This window comes from Streptococcus sp. 27098_8_82, from assembly GCF_041431615.1.
Classification (GTDB): Bacteria; Bacillota; Bacilli; order Lactobacillales; family Streptococcaceae; genus Streptococcus; species Streptococcus sanguinis_K.
The window spans coordinates 52,578-72,306 of sequence record NZ_JAPVYB010000004.1 but is presented as its reverse complement, the minus strand read 5'-3'; the positions used below and the strand labels follow the sequence as shown (position 1 = coordinate 72,306).

At 44.7% G+C, this 19,729-nt stretch carries 7 protein-coding genes; 1 reads left to right on the top strand and 6 read right to left on the bottom strand.

Translation table 11 applies throughout. The features are described 5' to 3' along the window. Positions 1 to 91: 91 nt before the first annotated feature. From O3627_RS08020 to trpX, 4 genes are all read right to left on the bottom strand, one after another. A complete protein-coding gene (locus O3627_RS08020; protein ID WP_343091843.1) occupies positions 92 to 826 on the bottom strand; it encodes an ABC transporter permease in 735 nt (244 codons plus the stop codon). Between the two features lie 2 nt (positions 827 to 828). Beyond that, positions 829 to 1,572 (bottom strand): ABC transporter ATP-binding protein, encoded by a 744-nt coding sequence (locus O3627_RS08015; RefSeq protein ID WP_185756178.1) that lies wholly within the window; start codon positions 1,570 to 1,572, stop codon positions 829 to 831. 221 nt (positions 1,573 to 1,793) lie between these two features. Then, positions 1,794 to 2,093, bottom strand: coding sequence for an AbrB/MazE/SpoVT family DNA-binding domain-containing protein (locus O3627_RS08010; protein ID WP_125383337.1), 300 nt, complete (start codon positions 2,091 to 2,093; stop codon positions 1,794 to 1,796). Positions 2,094 to 2,203: 110 nt separating this feature from the next. Next, positions 2,204 to 3,211: a tryptophan ABC transporter substrate-binding protein gene (gene trpX, locus O3627_RS08005; RefSeq protein ID WP_125383335.1), complete on the bottom strand. Its 1,008-nt coding sequence runs from the start codon at positions 3,209 to 3,211 to the stop codon at positions 2,204 to 2,206. Between the two features lie 528 nt (positions 3,212 to 3,739). On the opposite strand from trpX, the gene fbpA reads away from it, so the two are divergent. Continuing rightward, the gene (gene fbpA / locus O3627_RS08000; protein WP_125383333.1) at positions 3,740 to 5,389 is read left to right on the top strand and encodes an Rqc2 family fibronectin-binding protein FbpA; all 1,650 of its coding nucleotides are present in this window, start codon (positions 3,740 to 3,742) and stop codon (positions 5,387 to 5,389) included. A 184-nt stretch (positions 5,390 to 5,573) separates the two neighbouring features. Here the strand turns inward: fbpA and O3627_RS07995 are convergent, their stop codons facing one another. Next, entirely contained in the window at positions 5,574 to 13,583 is an 8,010-nt protein-coding gene (locus O3627_RS07995) for a CshA/CshB family fibrillar adhesin-related protein (RefSeq protein ID WP_343093603.1), read from the bottom strand. Positions 13,584 to 13,924: 341 nt separating this feature from the next. Further along, positions 13,925 to 19,522: a CshA/CshB family fibrillar adhesin-related protein gene (locus O3627_RS07990; protein ID WP_371621336.1), complete on the bottom strand. Its 5,598-nt coding sequence runs from the start codon at positions 19,520 to 19,522 to the stop codon at positions 13,925 to 13,927. Positions 19,523 to 19,729 lie beyond the last annotated feature (207 nt).

Sequence of the window (19,729 nt, the reverse complement as noted above, 5' to 3'; positions counted from 1 at the left end):
TTGCGGATTGCTATTCAGTTATATTTCATTCTAACAGATTTCTAAACATTTCGCAAGCTAATCCAGCTGAATTCTAGATTGAACTAAACCTCTACCCTTTCATCCTCTTTTTGAAAATCCAGACAGAAGGGATAAAGAATAGGAAAGCATAGAGCAAAACCCAGAACAGATGTGGCAAAAGTGAATTTAAATCTTGAGCCAATGCCAACTGAACAGCCTTTGCTGCATGGGCAAATGGCAAGGAATTGCAAAATGCTTCAAAACCACCTCCTATCATCTCAATCGGAAGCACTGCTCCACTGAGAAAAACCGTGGCATTGATAAGAATAGTTCCAAAACCACTGACTGCATTACTGCTAGAGAAAGCTGAGCCTAAAAGCAAGCCCAATGAAATAAAGAGCAGAGCTACTGGAATCAAAACCAAGAGGGCGTAAAAAGTTCCCAGATTTAAGGATAAGCCAAAAATCATTGCAGTTGCAAAACTAGCTATGCCCTGTAAAAGAGCTAGAGGCAGAACTGGAATCGAATAGCCTAAGATATAATCCACACTTCTAAGTGGTGTAGATAGCAACCGCATGAGAAAAGAGCTATTGCGGTCCGTGGCCATTAAACTACCAACAAAAATAGTTAACCAGGAAGCACCAAACACCATCATACCTGGGGCAAAATTTTCAATGGAAAATATAGCTGGCATACCTTTGAGGCTCTGCTTCATAAGGGACAGGGCGATAATCAGAAAGACAGGAAAACCAATTCCCATCAGACTGCTGACATAATCACGCATGATTTCTTTGAAATTGCGCTTTGCAAAAATGAAGGCTCTCATGCTCATTCCCCTCCTTCCGTATAGGACAAAAAGGCCTCTTCAAAATCCTTCTTGCCGGAAGCTTGAATAATTTCCTCTGCTGTCCCCAAAATCTGCACCACTCCCTTATCCATAATGCAAAGTCGGTCGGCCAAAGCCTCGGCTTCTTCTAGATAATGTGTTGTCAGAATCACTGTAACTTTTCCCTTTAGCTGCTCAATATTCTTCCATAACTCCCTTCTAGCACGTACATCCAGTCCCAAGGTCGGTTCGTCCAGAAACAAAATCTTGGGCTGACTGATTAGAGCCATTGCAATACTGAGCTTGCGCTGCCAGCCACCTGACAGGGACTTGGCCCAATCATGCTGCCTATCCGTCAGGTCAAATGTCTCCATCAGATGCTCTGTCTTTTGCACCGCTTCTTCCTTAGAAAATCCATATAAACGAGCAATCATCTCCAGATTTTCCTTGACTGTCAGCTTGGGAGCAACAGCTGTTTCCTGAGGCGAAACATTAATCATTTCCTTGACAGCGTCTTCCTCCTTGCGAATGCTATAGCCTAGCATTCGAGCATCTCCTGCTGTCGGCTCAACTAGACAGGACAGCATCTTAATCGTTGTTGTCTTCCCCGCACCATTAGAGCCCAGCATGGCAAAGAATTCACCCTCTTCAATTTTTAGATTCAAACCATCAGCAACCGTCTTTGAGCCGTATTGCTTGGTCAAATCTTGCATCTCAACTGCATACATAAGGACATCTCCTTTCATCAGATATGAGGAAATAAAAAGCGAAATGTTATTTTAAAGATATGACTTTGATATCTAAAGCTAGTCACAACTTACTCATTTAGCTAAAAACTGAGCTATTCTAACTCAATCTCGAAAGAGTTTGGTATGATTTGTATAACTTCTTATACTTATTATACACCTATTCATTAGTAGTAGCAAATAAAAGCAAAAGAAAAAATCTGCTTAAGCAGATTCCGATTTTATAAATCACTTTTTGAATTCTTATCTCCATTGAAGGTCTGATTAAATAGATCTTCATAGAGCTCGTAACGCTGGATGGCAATGCCTTGCTGGGCATCTGCAAAGAGGACCAGAGCATCCCCAGGTTGAATTCCAAACATATCTCTCACTTCTTTGGGAATGACAATCTGCCCCTTGGGGCCAACCTTGACCGATCCCATATAGCGGTTTTTTTGAATATCTTCTTCCATTCTTTCTTGACTAACTCCCTTTCCGCTTCTATCTCTTCGTAAAATCAACTGGAACAAACTGAACTTCATTTGCTCTTCTCATTCACTTGAGCCAATTCTATTATACAACTGCGAGAAAGGTTTTACAAGAAGAGACTATCGAGAAAAAGAAGCCTGTCAAGCAACAGACTTCCTTCTTTTTATTTGATAACCTGACCTGCTTCTTTCAGAACATCTTCTGGTACAGTAATGCCAAGTTCTTTGGCATTTTTGGTATTGATAACAGATTTACCTGTATCGAAAATATCTACTGCAGTGTCAGCAGGTTTAGCACCTTTAAGGATTTTAGCAGCCATTTTACCAGTCGCAACACCTAGGTCATACTGGTCTACAACGACAGAGGCAAGGCCTCCTTCTTCTACCATGGCCGTCGCACTTGGATAAATCGGTTTCTTAGCTTCTTTATTGCTGGACACAACTGTCGCAAAAGCTGACGCAATGGTATTGTCAATTGGAATCCAGATAGCATCAACCTTGCCAGTCATGACATTCATGGTTGAAGCAATTTCATTGGTCGAAGGAACCGAAAATTCCTCTACCTTGTAGCCTGCCTCTTCAGCCAATTTTTTGAACTCTTCCACCTGAGCTTTGGAGTTGTCTTCGCTGCTAGAGTAGAGCGCACCGATAGTTTTTACATCTGGAGTCAATTTTTTAATCAGCTCTAGTTGTTGCTTAGCTGGATTGCGGTCAGAGACACCCGTGATATTGCCCCCTGGCTTGTCCAGATTTTTCACTAGGTTTGCTCCGACTGGATCTGTGATAGCTCCCATGACAATAGGCTTGTCCTTAGTAGCTGCTGCCAGTCCTTGTGCAGACGGAGTCGCAATCCCAATCAGCACATCGTTGTCATTGGAAACCAGCTGCTTACTCATAGTAGAGACCTTACTCTGATCGCCCTCAGCATTCATAAAGTCAATCTTAATCTTGTCTCCCTTATAGCCTTCCTCAGCCAAACCATCCTGAATCCCCTTGTAGATCAAATCCAGCGATGGGTGACTGACATACTGCAGCACGCCGACCTTGACCGTCTGACTGTCGCTGCTAGTCTTTGTGGTGTTACCTTTGCTGTTCAAGCTGGAATAGACAATCCCACCGATTGCCAAAACGGCCAGAAGGCCTAAGATAGTGATTAATCGTTTGTTTTTCATGTTCTTTCTCCATTTCTATGTTTTATATTTTTTGTTCAATCCCTAGGGACGCCATCGTTTAAACATAGGTAATTCTCCTTTTTTTATAATAAGCAACAAAAAATCCTCACACAGGTATTCTGTGTGAGGGCGAAAATCGCGGTGCCACCTCAATTATGGAAAATAGCAAATATTCCCCATGTCTCTATCTTGTCATCAAACAAGCTGCACTGTAAGGTGTGCATACCGAATTCTTATTGTTTCAAATTCATTTTATCAATTAGCCCAATTTCGTAAAGATTTGCTGCTCATTTCCACCAACCACAAGCTCGCTAAAAACAAATGCATCTACTACTTTTCTAATTTCCTATATTTTAAGTTTTTCCTGAAAGGATGTCAAGACCTTTTTGAAAATTTTTATAAAATGTTCTGATTTGCTTTATAGAGGCAGTTATAGGCAAAAATTAAATTGCTTTTTGGCGAGACTTTAGAAGCTTTTAGCTTGGTTTTTTGTTATAATTTTCTATAGCAAGTTTCAAGGAGAAAAGCATGTCTTTCGACGGATTTTTTTTACACCACATGACTGAGGAGCTCCGCCGCGAATTAGTGGGCGGCCGCATTCAGAAGATTAATCAGCCCTTTGAACAGGAGCTGGTTTTACAGATTCGCAGCAACCGCCAAAGCCACAAGCTGCTCCTATCAGCCCACTCGGTCTTTGGGCGCGTCCAGCTGACAGATACCACGTTTGAAAATCCAGCTGTTCCCAATACCTTTATCATGGTTATGCGCAAATACCTGCAGGGCGCCGTTATTGAAGCTATCCAGCAGGCAGAGAATGACCGGATTTTGGAAATCAGCGTCTCCAATAAGAACGAAATCGGCGACAGCGTGGCTGTGACTCTGGTCATCGAAATCATGGGCAAGCACAGCAATATCATTCTCTTGGATAAGGCTAGCGGGAAAATTATTGAAGCCATCAAACATGTCGGATTTTCACAAAATAGCTATCGAACCATCCTGCCGGGCTCAACTTATGTCGCACCGCCTCAGACTGGCAGTCTTAATCCTTTCACTGTAGGCGATGAAAAGCTCTTTGAAATCCTACATACTGAAGACTTAGAGCCCAAACGCCTGCAGCAAATTTTTCAGGGATTGGGTCGGGATACGGCTACTGAGCTCAGTGGCCGTCTGACAGCTGACAAGCTCAAAACTTTCCGAGCCTTCTTTGCCAGTCCGACTCAGCCAAGCCTGACCGAAAAATCCTTCTCTGCTCTGCTATTTTCCGACAGCAAGACCCAAATCTCCACCTTATCCGAGCTTTTAGACACTTTTTATAAGGACAAAGCTGAGCGAGACCGGGTCAACCAGCAGGCCAGCGAGCTCATCCGCCGAGTAGAAAATGAGTTGGAAAAGAACCGAAAAAAACTAAGTAAGCAAGAGGAAGAGCTCCTAGCAACGGAGAATGCAGAAGAATTCCGCCAAAAAGGGGAGCTCTTGACCACCTTCCTCCATCAGGTGCCCAACGACCAAGAACAGGTGGAATTGGACAATTACTACACAGGTGAGAAGATTATGATCTCGCTTGACAAGGCTCTGACGCCCAATCAAAATGCCCAGCGCTATTTTAAACGCTACCAGAAGCTCAAGGAAGCTGTCAAACACCTGACCAGCTTAATTGAGGAGACACGGACTACGATTCTCTACCTAGAGAGCGTGGAAACAGCCCTTGCTCAGGCCAGCCTGACTGAAATTGCGGAAATTCGGGAGGAACTAATCCAGACTGGCTTTATCCGCCGACGCCAGAGAGAGAAAATCCAGAAAAGGCAGAAACCGGAGAAATATTTGGCAACAGATGGCCAAACCATTATCCTAGTTGGCCGCAACAATCTACAAAATGATGAGCTGACGTTTAAGATGGCCAAAAAAGATGAGCTTTGGTTCCATGCTAAGGATATCCCAGGCAGTCATGTGGTCATCACAGGCAATCTTCAGCCCAGCGATGAAGTTAAGACTGACGCTGCCGAGCTAGCGGCTTACTTCTCCAAGGCCAGACTCTCTAATCTGGTCCAAGTAGATATGATTGAGACTAGAAAGCTCAACAAACCAACCGGTGGAAAGCCAGGATTTGTCACCTATACGGGCCAGAAAACCTTGCGCGTCACACCAGATGAAGAGAAAATTAAAAGCATGAAGATATAAAGTTACCTCTTTAACTATCAAACAGACTTAGGAGCAGGACAGTCATTAGCTAGCTGAAGCATTCTATTATCTCCATCAACTCCAATAATTTTTGATAACAAAACAGGTAGAACATAAGTTCTACCTGTTTTTGCGCTTTTCCGAAATTCTTCTAGTTCATTAATAGAATTTCTTCAAGCCTATGTTAGTCTTCAGACTTTTTCTTTCTCTTCTCTAAGCCAATCAATCCCAAACCAGATACTCCCGCAAGTAAGCTTGCCGCCAAGTAGGAGGTTTCTTCTGTACCAGTCTTAGGAAGGGATTTTGCACCCTCACTCTTGGAAAGAGACGGTGGTGCAGGCGTAATCGTCCGCTCTGACTGAACAGGAGCTTCTGTTACAGTCGGAATGTAAACCGCTGAAATCGTCTGACCATTGCGGTCTTTGCGAATCACTGTCACGCCGTCAGCTTGACCGACAAAGTCGGTTTCCGGTACAAAGGTCACAGTGCCATCTGGCGCAATCGTATAAGTACCTTGGCCTGGAACAACCTTTTCGGTACTGCCATCCTCGAAAGTTGGCGGAACGGTTGGATCTACATCGCCTTCAAAGATAGGCATACCAGTTTGAGGCTGGCCTTTAAGACCAGTGCTGCCGGTATCTTCTGTGGCAGTATTTCCCAAAACAGTTGGGGTATAGGTAGCCGTCACAGCATTGCCATAAATATCTGAACGCTTCACGACAACTCCGCTAGCAGTTCCGACAAAGTCGGCTTCCGGCACAAAGGTCACTGCCCCTAGCATAGTGAACCGATAAGTTCCTTCTCCTGGGACAACCATCTCTGTGCTGCCGTCCGCAAAGGTCGGTGCCACTGCCTGGTCAATCGTCCCTTCAAAAGTTGGCGTGCCTGTTTGAGCTTGGCCCTTGCGACCGCTGGATACACTATCCTTGCTAGTTGATGGTTCCACTACGGTCGGAATATAGCGAGCTGTAACTGAGGTGCCATTCTTATCACGACGGACAAGGGTCACACCGCTTCCCTGACCAAGGAAATCAGCATCTGGAGTGAAGGTCACTGTACCGTCTGGTGCGATGGTGTATGTTCCCTGACCTGGAATAGTCTTTTCCTTGCTTCCGTCGTCAAAGGTTGGCGCAATTGTTTCATCAATTGGCACCAATGGATCACCTGCTTCGAAGACAGGTGTGCCGGTTTGAACATGTCCCTTGATATTTGTAGAGGAAGCATCTTTACCAGTTGGAGTTACCTTGGCGAACTCTGGGCTGTATGTCGCAGTTACTGGAGTGCCATTCTTATCAACACGTTTAACAGTGATTGGATCAGGTTTGCCTACAAACTGCTTGTCTGGAGTAAAGGTCACTGAGCCATCTGGAGTGATGGTGTAGGTTCCTTGACCTGGAATGGTCTTTTCCTTGCTTCCATCTTCGAAGGTTAGCTCCACTGTGTCATCGATTGGAACAAGTGGATCACCACCTTGGAAAGTTGGAGTGCCTGTTTGCGGAACACCCTGAGGACCTGTGCTCGTTGCATTGGTTCCTGTAGGAAGCACTTCTTTCACTACCGCTTGGTACTTGACAGTTACTGGAGTGCCATTGGCATCCACACGAGTTAATTCGAGTTCTGGCGTTTCACCCTTGAATTGTTTATCCGGAGTGAAAGTAATCTTGCCGTCCGCATCAACTTCGAACTTACCAACATTTGGTACTTCTTTAACTGCGGTACCATTATCGAATAATGGAGTTGAACCAGCTGGGAATGGAACAGAGTCATGGCCTGGAGTGAAGGTGACTTGGCCTTCTTGAACTTGGCCTTGCAAGCCTTCTGTCTTAGTGCCAGTACCAGTTGGAGTTACCTTAGTATACTCTGGGCTATATGTTGCAGTGACTGGAGTGCCGTTCTTATCAACACGTTTCACAGTCATTGGATCTGGTTTACCTACAAATTGCTTGTCTGGCGTGAAGGTCACTGCTCCATCTGGAGTAATGGTGTACGTTCCCTGGCCTGGAATCTTTTTCTCCTTACTTCCATCTTCGAAAATTGGCTCTACTAGGTCATCAATTGGAACCAGTGGGTCGCCGCCTTGGAAAGTTGGGGTGCCAGTTTGCGGAACACCCTGAGGACCGGTGCTAGTCGCATTGGTGCCAGTTGGAGTCACTTCTTTCACTGCCGCTTGATATTTGACGGTTACTGGAGTTCCATTCGCATCAGTCCGAGTCAATTCGAGTTCCGGTGTTTCCCCCTTGAATTGTTTGTCTGGAGTAAAGGTCACCTTACCATCTGCATCCACTTCGAACTTACCAACATTTGGTACTTCTTTGACAGAAGAACCATTGTCAAATAACGGAGTCGAACCAGCAGGGAATGGAACTGAATCGTGACCAGGGGTGAAGGTCACTTTACCTTCTTGAACTTGGCCTTGCAAGCCTTCTGACTTAGTGTCAGTACCAGTTGGCGTAACCTTAGTATACTCTGGGCTGTAAGTTGCCATTACTGGAGTGCCATTCTTATCCACACGTTTTACAGTGATTGGATCTGGTTTGCCTACAAATTGCTTCTCTGGGGTGAAAGTCACTGCGCCATCTGGAGCAATCGTGTATGTTCCTTGACCTGGAATCTTTTTCTCCTTACTTCCATCTTCGAAAGTTGGCTCTACTGATTCATCAATTGGAACTAGTGGATCACCACCCGCAAACGTTGGAGTACCGGTTTGTGGAACACCTTGAGGACCTGTGCTCGTTGCACTATTACCAGTTGGAGTCACTTTCGTCACTGTCGGAGTATAAGTAGCGGTTACTTCTGTACCATTCTTATCCACTCGCTTAACGGTAACTGGATTTGGGGTACCTACATACTGTTTCTCTGGAGTAAAGGTGATGGAACCATCTGAGTTGATAGTGTATTCCCCTACTCCCGGAACAGTCTTCTTAGACTGACCGTCTTCGAAGGTCATTGGAGAATCCATATCAATTGGAATAGCAGAGTCTCCAGGAGTGAAAGTAGGTGTCCCATTTTGCGGCTGACCTTGAATGCCAGTTGATTCAGCATTGGTGCTGATTGGAGTTACCTTGGTAACTTCTGGGGTATAAGAAGCAGTTATTTCTGTACCGTTAGCATCGACTCGTTTAAGCATAACAGGTGTCGCCTTGCCAGTAAATTGCTTAACTGGTTGGAAGGTAACGAATCCATCTGAATTAATGGTATAAGTTCCTTGATTAGCCACTACCAAAGTGTCAGTCCCATTTTCAAAGGTCATTGGCTTGGTCATATCGATTGGAACAGCTTGGTCACCTGGACTGAAAGTTGGCTTGCCACTTTGCGGTTGACCTTGGATACCAGTTGATTCAGCATTGGTACTAGTAGGCGTTACCCGTGTTACCGTTGGCGTATAGGTGGCAGTAACTTCCGTGCCGTTCTTATCTACACGTTTAACAGTAACTGAAGCTGGGGTCCCCACATACTGTTTGTCTGGGGTAAAGGTGATAGTACCATCTGAGTTGATGGTATATTCTCCTACTCCTTGAACTGTCTTCTTAGGTTGACCATCTTCAAAGGTCATTGGAGAATCCATATCAATCGGAACAAGTGGATCACCACCTTGGAAGCTTGGACTACCTGTTTGCGGAACCCCCTGAGGACCTGTGCTAGTCGCGTCAGTTCCTCTTGGAACCACTTCTTTCACAACTGCTTGGTACTTGACGGTTACTGGAGTGCCATTAGCATCGGTGCGAGTCAATTCAAGTTCTGGTGTTTCCCCCTTAAACTGCTTGAGTGGGGTAAAGGTAACCTTACCATCAGAGTCCACTTCAAACTTACCGACATTCTGTACTTCTTTCACTGTTGAATGGTTATCAAACAATGGAGTCGAACCAACAGGGAATGGAACAGAGTCGTGCCCTGGTGTGAAGGTCACTTTACCTTCTTGAACTTGACCTTGCAGGCCTTCTGTCTTGTTTCCAACACCAGTTGGCTTTACAGCTGTCACTGTTGCTTGATATTTTGCCTTAGCAAGGGTACCGTTGACATCTGCACGACTGACTTCAATTTCAGGTGTTTTACCTACAAATGTCTTAACCGGGGTAAAGGTAATATTGCCATCAATATCCACTTCAAACTTACCAACATTTTCAATTTCTTTCACATTGGTACCCGTATCAAAAACTGGGGTATTGTCTGCTGAAAAACCTACTTCTGGTCTTCCAGCTTCAAAAGTAATTTTACCATTCTGAACCAATCCTTGTGGACCTTCAGTCTGATCGCCAGTTGCGTTTGGAATAACTTCTTCAACAGTAGGAGTGTAAGTGGCCGTTACTTCTGTTCCGTTTGTGTCAACTCGTTTAACCTTGACTGGGGTCGCCTTGCCAGTAAATTTCTTCTCTGGCTTAAAAGTAATGGAACCATCTGAATTAATAGTATAAGTTCCTTGATCAGCTACTACCAATGTGTCGGTACCATTTTCAAAGGTCATGGCTTTGCTCATGTCAATTGGGATTTGTTGGTCACCTGGACTGAAAGTTGGCTTGCCGCTTTGTGGTTGACCTTGCAGGCCTGTTGACTCAGCATTGGTGCTGGTTGGTGTGACACGCGTCACGGTTGGTGTGTAAGTAGCCGTTACTTCTGTTCCATTTGTGTCTACGCGTTTAACTGTTACTGGAGATGGGGTCCCCACATATTGCTTGTCTGGCGTGAAAGTAATCGTACCATCTGACTCAATGACATAAGTCCCGACCTTGTCTACCTTCTTGGTTGTTTGATTATCTTCAAAGGTCATTGGTTGGGCCATATCAATCGGCACAGCTTTGTCGCCTGGGGTGAAGATCGGCTTGCCACTTTGTTGTTGTCCTTGCAAGCCGCTTGAAACGGCATTGGTACTTCTTGGCGTCACTTCCGTCACGGTTGGCGTATAGGTTGCTCTTATTTCGGTGCCATTTTCGTCAACTCGTTTGACCGTCACTGAGGCTGGGGTTCCAACATATTTCTTATCTGGAGTAAAGGTAATAGATCCATCTGAATTGATGGTGTATTCCCCTACGCCCGCAACAATCTTCTTAGGTTGACCATCGTCAAAGGTCATTTGCTTGGTCATATCGATTGGGACCGCTGGATCGCCCTCCTTGAAGACTGGCGTGCCTGTTTGTGGCACCCCTTGAGGACCTGATGAAGTAGCAGGTGTGCTGGTTGGTGTGACCTTGGTCACGTTCGGTGTATAGGTTGCAGTCACTTCTGTGCCGTTGGCATCGACACGTTTGACTGTAACCGGTGTTGCCTTGCCAGTGAATTGCTTAAGTGGCTTGAAGGTAATGGTATCATCTGAATTGATAGTATAAGTTCCTTCATTAGCTACTTCCAAGGTGTTCGTCCCATTTTCAAAAGTCATGGCTTTGCTCATGTCAATTGGGATTTGTTGGTCACCTGGGGTGAAGGTCGGCTTACCACTTTGTGCTTGACCTTGGAGGCCAGTTGATTCAACATTGGTGCTTCTTGGTGTTACTTGGGTCACATTAGGTTGGTAGCGTGCTCGGTGTGCTTTACCATCGGCATCACTGACTTGAACTACCACTGGGTCTGGCGTACCATAAAAAGTTTTGATAGGCTTGAAGGTCACTTGGCCGGTATTTGGATCTAATTCATAGGTCCCGACTTGCTGGCCATTGGACATGGCTGGCACCGTGTTGCCTGCTACTGTCTGACCGTTAGCATCCACAAAGCTGGCAGGATGGGTAGCATCTGGCATGACAGGGGCCGTATTCGCATCATCATCGTTAAAGACTAGCGTTTTGTTTTGTTCCAGTCCCTGAAGACCACTTGATTCGTAGTTTGGAATCTTACGAACTGTCGGTACATAACGGCCATCCATTGTAGTCAATTGATCATTCTTATTAGGGTCAGAAGCATCTGTCGAAGTCCAACCAGTCGAGGTACCATTGCTGTCAGTCCAACGAATATTAATTCCGTCAGCAGTTCCAGAAAAGTCTGCATTTGGAGTGAAGGCTACTTGCACGTCATTGTCCTTGACGGTCAAGTGATAGGTCCCTTCTGGACGAATATAGTTGCCATCAACAGGCGTCAGAGCATTGCCTTGTTTATCCAGAACCTGAGGCGCTTGGGTACTCATAACTGCATTGACACTGTCATCTGAACGATCCGTTCCTTTAGGTGTGAAGTGAAGGACAGCAGTTTGAGTCTCACCTGTAAAGCCGTCCGTAGTCTGCTTTTCACCTTTAGGAGGATAAATGCGGTGTAAGAGCATATCTTCTACTTCACCACTAAAGGCAATACCGGTTGGTTGTTCAATATCACCTTTATTAGTCGCAATTCGGAAACGCATACCCAATTTGTCTACTTGACCGCCAGTAATATTTGAGTTGGCATTGAAGGTCAAGGTATAGTCACCAGCAGCTGTAATCTCTTGTAGGTTGCTACCTTCGCTTTCATTGAAGACTCCATCATTGTTGAAGTCTATCCAGGCCTTGACATAGGATTTAGCATTGCCATTTGGGTTAGCTTTGATTTTAATCGTATAAGTTCCATTTTTTGCTTTGTCTAAATCAAGCAAATCATTAGAAGCGTTTAATTGATCGTCCGCTAGTAATTGGCTGGCCCCCTCGTCCTTGTGTTCCTTTTTATCATCCAGAACCCAGTCATTAGCTGACTCAACATCAATATCAGCTGGCGTAGTTCCTAGATAAGGTTGATTAATAGGGGCGTTAGTCACCGAATCACGTCCTGAAATGGTATGGAAGGCTTCGCCATAACTTTCCGGCGCATCACTGCCATCCACCACAAGGAAGCCCATCATCATAGCTTGTTGCCCAGATGATGCCACATAGAAACCTACTTCAGAGGCCCCACGTGTCATCACGACAGGAACTGTCCGTTCATTCGAACGGTTTGGTCCGAAGACCTGAGTCCCAAGACCTCCTGTCACTGTATCTGGACTGAGATATTTATACCAGTCTACGCTCTTATCCTTAAGGATTAAGAGACCTCTTCTCTTAACGTCCTCATCATCCAACATTTTTTTCGTGATAACCGTATAGGGTTCTTTGGCCGGACTTTTCATCTTCCATTCACCCATGTATTCCCAACCTGTCCCGTTCGTGGTAAAGATTGCGAATTCACCTGGGTTGGCGTCTTCACCATCGGCCATAACCACCGTAGGGGCTACGCGCTTATTGAGATAGGTCGCCTCAATATCGAATTTTACCCCCCAGTTGGTAGAGTTTTTGGGATAAACCAACTGAGTCTTACGTTTTTGAGTATTAAAGCCTTGGTCACGTATGGTCGTCCACTCGTTCTGAGCTGCCCCTGTAACTGTTGGAGGTGTTTTACCATAATCTGGCGCAGACTTTAGGTAACCATTCTCTGCGTTGGGGTTATAGGTACTCTGTGATGCTGTCCCTTCAACCCGTTTTCTATAGATTTCAGTCGAGTTAAAAGGCTTAAGCTCTTTGACCGTTAAAGTCACTACATAGCCGGGTGAAATTTCCTTAGTGAAGGTGGTTCCTACCTTAAGGCCACCGCTTTGGTCCAAGTTTTTCCAACTGCCAGCATCTGAAAAATCAAGCCAACTAATCTGCTTAGCTAACTGAACACTGTCTTTCTTAACTGATTCATCCAAGCTTGGTTTAGGTACTCGTGGCGTAGAGGTAGCATCATCTGCCCCAGCTGGTCCAGTACCTATCGGAACTCCTGTTGTTACGCTGTTCTGCTGTCCAGTAGTTGCCGCATCCCGTCTCACACGACGAGAGCGATTAGGCTGAGATACATCTGCTATTGCTTCTGACTTTTCAGCCACGACAGCCGCGTTAGATATTTCTGGGTGAACATTGATTGGTTGAGTATTCTCAACTGATTTAGTTGCTGTAGATTCAGTAGATCCTTCAACTTTCTCAGGCTCTGAGCTTCTTGGACTAGGATTATCATCTGATTGAGAAGGCTCAGTAGCAAAAGCAAGTGCTGAACTTTCTTTTGCTTGTATATGTTCAGAAGCCACATTTTCAGCAGAATTCACTGATGATTCGGCTATTCCTGTTTGCGAAACTTCGTTTTGGACACCAGAATCACTAGCTTCGTCAGCACTAACTTGTGCCGCTGCTCCCAAAAGAAGCAGGGTTGACAAGAGCACAGAACAAACACCGACGTTTAGTTTTCGAATCGAAAACTTACGCAGGTGAGGATTAAATAAATCTTTTCCCATAATAATCTCCTAAATAATCATCTAGTTACAATAGTTTTATTATACAACATTCCATTTTAGTTAGCTATATATATAACTATAATTATATAAAAAATTTTTAAAAAAATTGACACAAAGCATTTTATAGTCTATTTTTGAAAACAAAAGAAAAAATAGACCATAGAAAAATCCTTATAAATTAAATAAATCTGAGAGTATCTCAGATTCTACTTTAATGTTTAACATTTTAGAAATGCTATCATGAAGTTTTTAAGATCTATTTCTTTGAATATAAAGAAAAAAGATTCACTAATGAATCTTTCCTCTTTTAATTCAGGTGTTAGAACCTAAGTTCTCACCTCTTAGTCTTCAGACTTTTTCTTCCGCTTCTCTAAGCCAATCAGTCCCAAACCTGATACTCCAGCAAGTAAGCTTGCTGCTAAGTATGAAGTTTCTTCTGTACCTGTCTTAGGAAGGGATTTTGTCCCCTCGCTCTTAGAAAGTGATGGAGGTGCAGGCGTAATCGTCCGCTCTGGCTGAACAGGATTTTCTGTCACAGTCGGAATGTAAACCGCTGAAATCGTCTGACCATTACGGTCTTTGCGAATCACTGTCACACCATCAGCTTGACCGACAAAGCCAGTTTCCGGTACAAAGGTCACAGTACCATCTGGAGCAATCGTGTAAGTACCTTGGCCTGGAACAACCTTTTCGGTACTGCCATCCTCGAAAGTTGGCGGAACAGTTGGATCCACGTCTCCTTCAAAGATTGGTTTACCAGTCTGCGGCTGACCTTTAAGACCGGTGCTACCGGTATCTTCTGTGGTAGTATTTCCCAAAACAGTTGGGGTATAGGTAGCCGTCACGGCATTGCCATAAATATCTGAACGCTTCACGACGACTCCACGAGCAGCTCCAACAAAGTCAGCTTCTGGCACAAAGGTCACTGCTCCCAGCATAGTGAACCGATAAGTTCCTTCTCCTGGTACAACCATCTCTGTGCTGCCGTCCGCAAAAGTCGGTGCTACTGCCTGGTCAATCGCCCCTTCAAAGGTTGGCGTGCCCGTTTGAGCTTGGCCCTTGCGGCCGCTGGACACACTGTCCTGGCTGGTTGATGGTGCAACCACGGTCGGAACATAGCGAGCCGTCACTGAGGTGCCATTCTTATCGCGACGGACAAGAGTCACACCGCTTCCCTGACCAAGGAAATCAGCATCTGGAGTGAAGGTCACTGCTCCATCTGGAGTAATGGTATATGTTCCTTGACCTGGAATTGTCTTTTCCTTACTTCCATCTTCGAAAGTTGGTTCAACTGTTTCATCAATTGGAACCAATGGATCACCTGCTTCGAAGATAGGTTTGCCAGTTTGAACATGGCCCTTGATATTTGTAGATGTAGCATCTTTACCAGTTGGAATTACCTTGGCGAACTCTGGACTGTATGTCGCAGTTACTGGAGTGCCATTTTTATCTACTCGTTTCACAGTGATTGGATCAGGTTTGCCTACAAACTGCTTATCTGGAGTGAAAGTCACTGCGCCATCTGGAGCAATCGTGTATGTTCCTTGACCTGGAATGGTCTTCTCTTTGCTTCCATCTTCGAAGCTTGCTTCAACGGTTTCATCGATTGGAACTAGTGGATTACCACCTGCAAAGGTCGGTGTGCCGGTTTGCGGAAGACCTTGTGGACCGGTGCTGGTTGTATTGGTGCCTGTTGGAGTCACTTTCGTAAACTCAGGACTATAAGTTGCAGTAACTGGCGTACCGTTTTTATCGATACGTTTCACAGTAACTGAATACGGCTTGCCTACAAACTCCTTCTCCGGTGTGAAAGTCACTGCGCCATCTGGGGCAATGGTGTAAGTTCCTTGACCTGGAATAGTCTTCTTCTTGCTACCATCTTCAAAGGTCGGCTCAACGGTTTCATCAATTGGAACTAGTGGATCACCACCCGCAAAGATCGGGGTGCCAGTTTGAGGGACACCTTGAGGTCCTGTGCTCGTTGCACTAGTACCAGTTGGAGTTACCTTGGTAAACTCTGGACTGTATGTCGCAGTCACTGGTGTGCCGTTCTTGTCTACTCGTTTAACAGTGATTGGATCTGGTTTTCCTACAAACTGCTTTTCTGGTGTGAAGGTCACTGCGCCATCTGGAGTGATGGTGTACGTTCCTTGACCTGGAATCTTTTTCTCCTTACTTCCATCTTCGAAAGTTGGCTCTACTGAGTCATCAATTGGAACTAGTGGATCACCACCTGCAAAGGTTGGAATGCCAGTTTGAGGGACACCTTGAGGACCTGTACTATTCGCATTGGTGCCAGTTGGAGTTACCTTGGTAACGGTCGGTGTATATGTAGCAGTAACTTCAGTACCATTCTTATCCACACGTTTCACAGTCACTGGTGTTGGGGTGCCAACATACTGTTTCTCAGGTGTAAAAGTGATAGAACCATCTGAATTGATTGTGTATACACCTACTCCTGGAACAGTCTTTTTAGGCTGACCATCTTCGAAGGTCATTGGAGAATCCATATCAATTGGAACAGTTGAGTCACCTGGGCTGAAAGTTGGTTTGCCACTTTGTAGTTGACCTTGGAGGCCAGTTGATTCAGCATTGGTGCTGGTTGGGGTTACTTGAGTCACTGTAGGTTGGTAAACTGCTTCTGCTGTAGATCCGTTCTTATCACTTACACGAAGACGCGCAGGAGTAGGCGTCCCATAAAAATCTGGTGCAGGTTGGAAGCTAATATCTCCATTAGCTTGAACAGTATAAGTTCCTTGTAGCTTGCCACTTGTATCATGGACAGGCAGACTATTAGCTTGTTGAATTTGCCCATTAACTACAAATCGTGGTCCCTCTGGCGCTAAAGGCACCGTCGCATTCTGTCCATTAATACTTGCTTGACCTGGAGTAAAGCTTATGTGACTCGTTTGAAGTTTCCCTTGTAAACCAGTAGACTGTGTATCTTGACCTGTTGGGGTTGCGGCCTTAACTTCGGCTTGATAAGCAGCGGTTACTTCTGTCCCGTTCATATCAACACGTTTAACAGATTCAGCACTTGGACGGCCAGTGTAGCTAGGAACCGGTTGGAAGGTTACACGACCTGAGTTATCAACCATATAAGTTCCGACATTCGGAACAACCTTAGTTGTTTGACCGTTATCAAAAGTTGGAGCAACTGCCTCATTAATTGGCACACGATTATCACCTGGCGTAAAAATCAAATTACCAGATTGTTCAGCACCTTGAATACCCTCAGAGCTTGCTCCTTGTGCTGTTGGAACAAGACGCGTTACTGTCGGTTGATAGGTTGCGCGGTGCTCTGTTCCATCGGTATCATGCAATTGTAGATTGACTGGGTCAACTGTCCCCACAAACGACTTATTCGGAGTGAAAGTCACACGCCCAGTATCTGGATCTAACTCAAAGGTTCCCACTTCTTGGCCTTGCGAGGTTGCCTTCGCGCTTGTTCCAACAATACGATTGCCATCAGCATCCAAGAAAGAGACAGGATTCGTTGAAGATGGTTGAACAGGTGTCTTAGCAGGATTTCCATCATTAAAGACAATATCTTGCACTTGAGGCAAACCTTGTGCGTCCGTCGAACGATGTTCCGTGAAATTCAAAACAGTCGGAATATAGCGGGCATCCATGTTATTCAACTTATCGTTGATAACAGGTTCTCCATTATTCTTCGCAATCCAATCAGTACTTGCACCATTAGTATCAACACGTCGGATATTAATTCCTTGAGTAGTACCAATATAGCCATTGCTAGGTTCAAATATCACATCCACATTTGCACCCTTGGCTGTTACTTTATATCGTCCCTCAGCAGTATTGTACCAACCGTCGCCATCTGCTGTTAATGTATGGTCTGCATTGTCCAAAACGACAGGTGCTACAGTTGTATCAATAGCCGCTTTCTTGCTTTCATCATTTTGATCGATACCTTGAGGTGTAAACTGAAGAGTAGCTTTCTGAGGCTGGCCGATTATTCCTGAACTTTCCTTCTTTTCACCTTTTGGCGGATAGGTCAAGATGACTTCTAAGTCTTCAACTTCCCCACTAAAGGCTGTTCCCGTAGGTTTTTCAATATCTCCCTTATTTAGGGCAATGCGGACCCGCATTCCCAGCTTGCTAACTGCAGGATTGGTCATCGCTGGATTATTCTTAAAATTAACAGTATAGTCACCAGCCGTTGTTACTTCAGTAAATTCGCTGGCCTCATTTTCATCAAAAACACCGTTTTGATTGAAATCAATCCAAGCACGAACATAGGCCTTGCTATTACCATTGGCAGAGGCTTGCAAGCGAACTGAGTAGTCACCATTTTGAAGACGATTGACTCGGAAAAGGTTATTCGTCTTACCTGTCAAATCAGAAGGCAAGAGCTGATTAACCCCTTCGTCTGCGTGATCAGTATCGTCATCATGCCTCCAGTCATTACCCGAAGTAGTATCAATATCAGCTTCAACTCGACCCAAGAATGGCTGAGGAGTTCTTGCACCCGTATTGGCATCATAGCCAGAAATAGCATGAACAGCATTTCCATAAGAAGGTGGTGCATCCCCCTCATCTACTACCATAAAACCAATCATAGCAGCTTGCTGACCAGAAGAAGCAATATAAATCCCAACTTCTGAAGCACCACGTGTCATCACAATCGGAACTGTGTGATCTTTAGAAGTATTAGGACCAAAGACCTGAGAGCCCAAGCCTCCTGTTTTTTGATCTGGATTAGTAAAAGAAGTCCAATCGATTACAGGTATAGTCGCATTATCCCCTATGTATTGTCCATATCTGTTAGGGTTCATCGGTGCATAAGTGTCGGTAATTACAGACCCATCTGGCCGAACACGTTTCCATTCTGCCAAGTGTTCCCATCCTTGGCCATTGGTCGTGAAGATAGCATACTCCCCTGGGTTAGCTTCTTCTCCATCTGCCATGATAACTGTTGCTTTTACAGGTTTCCCAAGGTAAGTCGCTTCTACCTTGAATTTTATTCCGTAGCTGGCACCATTTTTAGGGACTTGTAATTGAGTCTTTCGGCCATTGGTGTTAATCCCTTGGTCTCGGACAGATGTCCATTGATTCTGCTCCGCTCCTATAATTTTCGGTCTAGCTGAATCTCCCTCAGCTTCTTGCTTTTTATAGTCTTCATTTACATACCTGAACCAAGTGTTTTTCGCATTCGGATCATAGCTATTTTCATACGCAGTACCCTTGACGCGGTCACGATAAATCTCTGTTGAGTGGAAAGGTTTTAATTCCGTCACTGTCAGTTTGATACGATAGCCTGGTGAAATTTCTTTTTCATAGACAGTACCAACTTTAAAGGAATCGTCCGTATCTAAGTTGCTGATGGCACTTTTATCACCAAGATCCAGCCAGTTAATCTGCTTCATCAAGTCTGTCGGGTTCTTTTTTTCAGAATCAGCCAAAGTAGGCTTCTCAATGGTGTTGTTAGGGTCACCATCTCGCAGACCAGTAGGTGCTGCATCCCGTCTTACGCGACGAGAGCGACTAGGCTGAGGAGTCTCTGTAGTTCCTGCCGGTTGAGCAGGAGCTGGTTGGCTGTTTTCCTCAGACTTAACTTCTGCAGGAACAGTTGTTTGCAAAGAGGTAGTTTCTGCAGCTGGTTGCTCACTTGTTGGCTTATCAACTGAATCAGGCCTTGCAGTCGCTACCGCAGACGCATCTTCTGCTTGAACTGCAATAGTGTCAGGCTTACTTTCCTCAGCTGGTGAATTTACTGATTCTGCAGTACTTCCTGAGGAACCTGCTGTACCTGTTTGCGAAACCTCACTTTGGGCATTAGAACCAACAGTTTCATCAGCGCTAACCTGTGTTGCTGCTCCCAAAAGAAGCAGGGTTGACAAGAGCACAGAACAAACACCGACGTTTAGTTTCCGAATCGAAAACTTACGCAGGTGAGGATTAAATAAATCTTTTCCCATAATAATCTCCTAAATAATCATTTAAATTGCAGATTTTATTATACACTATTCTATTTTAGTTATCCATATATATAACTATAATTGTAAGAAACTAACATTATAATTAGACACTTTGTTGAAAACAGTCTATTTTTAACAAAAATAGGAAAGATCCATAAACGAATCTTTCCTATTTTGATTTAGCGGTTAGAAGCTAAGTTCTCACCT